The sequence below is a fragment of the Calyptranema fuscum S582 genome, assembly GCF_055793305.1.
The window spans coordinates 1-1,092 of the sequence record NZ_JBSLYH010000130.1 but is presented as its reverse complement, the minus strand read 5'-3'; the positions used below and the strand labels follow the sequence as shown (position 1 = coordinate 1,092).

The following is a 1,092-nucleotide window of genomic DNA, read 5'->3' as shown; positions in this document are numbered from 1 at the left end:
ATATCATGTCAGGATAAATGCACATGATTAGTTGCTTTTGCAATACGAGGCAACCAATGGTAGAACGTCAAGCCTCGGATCAACGACTGCTGTCGCAGCAACCGCTGACAACGCTGATAAACGACCTCCTCTAATCCGTTTATCGAACTAAATGCTTGATTGACAATTGGCTCATTCACTAATGGCCATAAACGCTCAGCAGGCTGTAGCTCTGGAGAGTAGGGGGGCAAATGGAACAGGTGAATGCCCTCGGGCACTTCTAGCTCATTGCTCGTGTGCCACCCGGCTTGGTCAAGCGGTAGAATCACACGTTTGCTTGGACCAATTTTGAAATGCTCGGCAAAGTCTTTGAGCACTCGATTGAACAATTCGGTGTTGACATAGGGCAAAAGCCACCAATAGGTCTCGCCAGTTTGCGGTTGCACAAACGCATATAGCCATAACCACTCTCGCTTCCAGTTGACCTTAGCAAGGGCAGTTTCGCCATGTTCGACCCAGACTCGCCGTGTCACCGGTTGTAACCCCAGACGGTGCTCATCTTCACACCAGATTTCGACGTCGGCATCGGGGTAGAGCGTTTGAATCCGCTCCACCTCTTCGCTCAACTTTTTTATCCACTCCTGTTGCACCTCCGGGTCACTCTCTTGATGCTGCGGTCGGGGAACCCGCAGTCGTAACTCCATCTGTTTGAGATACTCCCAACCTTGCTGACGGCTCACCGTTACCCCTAACACATCGTTCAAGTAATCAGCCACCTTCCGTCCATTCCACAGGCCGCCATCGGGAGCAGGACCTCGAATCGCTTGCAGCAAGTTCGCCTGTTGAACATCGTCTAGTTTAGGCGGTGCTCCTTGGTTGTGGCGTCGCAGATCCCCTAGTGCAGCAACCCCCAGGCGGTTATAACTGCGAACCAACTCGTAGATCCAGTTACGGCTATAGCCTGTGATTTCAGCAACCTCCTCACTTGCTCTGTCTTTGGCCAGCAGCCACAGAATCTGGTAATGCGATCGTTCAATCACAGTTTCTGCATGACGATAGCGTTGTTCTAACTCATCAACGCTGAGGTGAGGATAGATAGATAGCCGTTTGGGC

The 1,092-nt window shown here is 51.4% G+C and carries 1 protein-coding gene; it reads right to left on the bottom strand.

Features of this window, described 5'->3' with window-relative positions; translation table 11 throughout:
• Positions 1-8: 8 nt before the first annotated feature.
• Positions 9-1,092: IS630 family transposase (locus tag ACR6Z4_RS32175; RefSeq protein ID WP_479721394.1), on the bottom strand; the 1,084-nt coding region annotated here is incomplete at its 5' end.